Source organism: Buttiauxella sp. S19-1, assembly GCF_022134725.1.
Classification (GTDB): domain Bacteria; phylum Pseudomonadota; class Gammaproteobacteria; order Enterobacterales; family Enterobacteriaceae; genus Buttiauxella; species Buttiauxella ferragutiae.
The window spans coordinates 1-3,120 of the sequence record NZ_JAHWLU010000211.1; the positions used below are offsets into that span (position 1 = coordinate 1).

A 3,120-nucleotide genomic window follows, 5' to 3' on the forward strand; every position below is an offset into this window, starting at 1 on the left:
TGCCGGGTACGCCGACCGTTGGCCCTAACGATGAACGTTTCGGTGAGCGTTTCTTCTCTCTGGCGAACGCTTACGACGCTGATTACCGTGGCATTTTGCAGCATGTGGCTAAAGAGCAGGGCTTCCCACTCACTGAAGGGGTGTTTGTTTCCTATCCTGGCCCAAACTTTGAAACAGCAGCCGAAATTCGCATGATGCAAATCATCGGTGGCGATGTGGTGGGGATGTCAGTGGTGCCTGAAGTGATCAGTGCTCGCCATTGTGGCCTAAAAGTGGTGGCGGTTTCGGCAATCACTAACCTGGCTGAAGGCCTCGGCAGCGTACAGCTTTCCCACGCGCAGACTTTGGCGGCGGCAGCACTTTCGCGTCAGAACTTTATCAATCTGATCTGCGGTTTCCTGGGCAAGCTCGCCTGAGGCCATTCCAACACACCGGGTAAAACACATGGCGATTAACTCTATGGCGATAAAACCTCGCTTGAAAATCATGTTGTTTTTGCAGTATTTCATTTGGGGAGCCTGGCTGGTCACGCTGGGTTCATACATGATTAACACCCTCGGGTTCCGGGGCGCTGATGTGGGCATGGTCTACAGTACCAAAGGTATTGCTGCACTGTTAATGCCGGGGATTGTCGGCATTATTGCCGATAAATGGCTGCCTGCGAATCGTGTGTATGCTCTCTGCCACCTGGTGTGTGCGGCAATGTTGGCCTGGGCGGCCAGCATTAACCAGCCGGGGCTGATGTTTTGGGTGATGCTGGGTAATGCGATGGCATTTATGCCAACGATTGCACTGTCGAATACTATCTCTTATGCCAGTCTCGAAAAGGCAGGGCTGGATACCGTCAGCCATTTCCCGCCGATCCGCGTATTTGGCACCATAGGCTTTATTGCCGCGATGTGGACTGTCAGCCTGATGCGCTTCGAGCTCAGTAATCTCCAGTTATATATTGCTGCGGGCGCTTCTCTGGCGCTGGCTTTGTATTCACTGACTTTGCCAACTATTCCAGTAGTAAAGGGCGGCGTATCTCGCACGTGGGTGAGCCGCCTGGGGTTAGATGCGTTTGTGTTGTTCAAAAAACCGCGCATGGCCGTTTTCTTCCTATTTGCCATGTTGTTAGGTGCGGTTTTGCAAATAACCAATACCTTTGGCAATCCGTTCCTGCATGATTTTGCTCGCCAGCCCGAATTTGCCAATAGCTTCGTAGTGCAATATCCATCGATTCTGCTGTCTGTATCTCAAATGTCCGAAGTGGCGTTTATCCTCACCATCCCATTTTTCCTACGTCGCTTTGGTATCAAACAAGTGATGCTGATGAGTATGGTGGCATGGGTGTTGCGCTTTGCACTTTTTGCCTGGGGCGACCCATCAGCGTTTGGCTTTGTGTTACTGCTGCTCTCGATGGTGGTATACGGTTGTGCCTTCGATTTCTTCAATATTTCCGGTTCGGTCTTTGTGGAACAAGAAGTGGATTCGCGCATTCGCGCCAGTGCTCAAGGGCTGTTCATGACGATGGTTAACGGGATTGGCGCATACGTGGGCGCGATTCTTAGCGGCTACGTGGTGGATTACTTCAGCGTGGACGGTGTGAAAGACTGGACGACCATTTGGCTAGTCTTCGCCGGATATGCGTTGGTGCTGGCGATTATTTTTCACTTTAGTTTCCAGTATCGCCACACGCCATCGCTTAAGGCTTCGGCACCGCTCGCACATTAAGCGTCGGCTGGATTACAGCGCGTGGCAGGAGTGATAACTTATGGGGCTGCCAGAGCATAGGGAGCCTCATGAGTACTTCACAGCGAACATATCGTACCGATTTAAAACTACTGCGCTATTTTCAGGCGGTAGCGGAAGAGCTGCATTTTGGAAAAGCTGCCGCGCGGCTCAACATGTCGCAACCGCCGCTAAGCTTCCATATCAAAGAATTAGAATCCCAGCTCGGCACCGTTCTGTTTATACGCCATTCCCGTAGCGTCGCCTTGACGTATGCCGGTGAAGTGTTGCTGGATGAAACCCGGCTGCTGCTCGATAGTGCAAACCAGGCCCTGGCTCGCGTGGAACAAATCGGCCGTGGGGAAGGTGGGCGAATTCATCTGGGCATTGTCGGTACGGCTATTTGGGGTGGTCTGCGTCTGGGGTTACAGCAATTTATCGCCGATTATCCCGCTATCGATATTTTGTTCCGTGAAAAGTCACCAGGTGACCAGCTTGCTTTGATTGACCGTCACGACATTGACGCCGGAATCTGGCGCATGGAAACCAATCCGCCTCCGGGTTTACGCAGCGAAAAACTTCACGACGCTACGTTTTTGGTCGCGTTGCCAGAAAAGCATCCTCTGGCAAAACAATCCGCCATTAATATTGAACAATTGCGCCGTGAAGCCTTTGTCACCATGACGGCAGTGCATTCTGACTGGACTTTTTTGCAGGGTGTTTGCCGCGAGGCTGGGTTTGTCCCACATGTGGTCAGGGAAGCGGTGGAACCGCAAACCGTATTGGCGCTTGTCAGTATTGGAATGGGATTGACCATCATGGCCGACAGCTATGCGCAAATGAACTGGCCGGGTGTCACTTTCCGCCCACTGGCTCAGGCGATCCCCGCCGATCTTTACGTGGTGTACGATCCGCATCATCTGGCTTCCACGACGCGCCATTTAATTGACGTATTAAAACAATCGCCAGGCACATTGCCCATTCGTTGAAATGTCATGGCAGTGCTATGATAACCCCGCTTTCATTATTGGACTGGAAACGCTGAGGTACAGGGTGAAAATCGCCATTTTATCCCGGGATGGAACGCTTTATTCTTGCAAACGTCTACGTGAGGCGGCCTCTCGCCGTGGTCACGTCGTCGAAATCATCGATCCCCTTTCTTGCTACATGAACATCAATCCGGCGGCCCCCTCAGTGCACTATAAGGGACGTCAGCTTCCTCATTATGATGCGGTGATCCCGCGTATCGGTTCTGCTATTACGTTCTACGGCACCGCCGTGTTACGCCAGTTTGAAATGTTGGGCAGTTATCCGCTCAATGAATCGGTGGCGATCACTCGTGCACGTGACAAACTGCGATCGTTACAGTTGATGGCACGTCAGGGGATTGATTTACCGGTGACAGGT

3 protein-coding genes and 1 pseudogene are annotated in these 3,120 nt (G+C 52.2%); all 4 read left to right on the forward strand.

Translation table 11 applies throughout. From position 1 onward, the window contains the following. Positions 1–416 (forward strand): phosphorylase family protein (locus MES37_RS23875; RefSeq protein ID WP_443107953.1); only part of this gene is annotated, 416 nt, incomplete at its 5' end. 43 nt (positions 417–459) lie between these two features. Beyond that, positions 460–1,716, forward strand: coding sequence for a nucleoside permease (locus MES37_RS23880; RefSeq protein ID WP_237932783.1), 1,257 nt, complete (start codon positions 460–462; stop codon positions 1,714–1,716). Positions 1,717–1,784: 68 nt separating this feature from the next. Beyond that, the gene (locus tag MES37_RS23885; RefSeq protein WP_237932782.1) at positions 1,785–2,702 is read left to right on the forward strand and encodes a LysR family transcriptional regulator; all 918 of its coding nucleotides are present in this window, start codon (positions 1,785–1,787) and stop codon (positions 2,700–2,702) included. 64 nt (positions 2,703–2,766) lie between these two features. Beyond that, positions 2,767–3,120 (forward strand): annotated as a pseudogene (locus tag MES37_RS23890) (30S ribosomal protein S6--L-glutamate ligase); the annotation flags it as partial.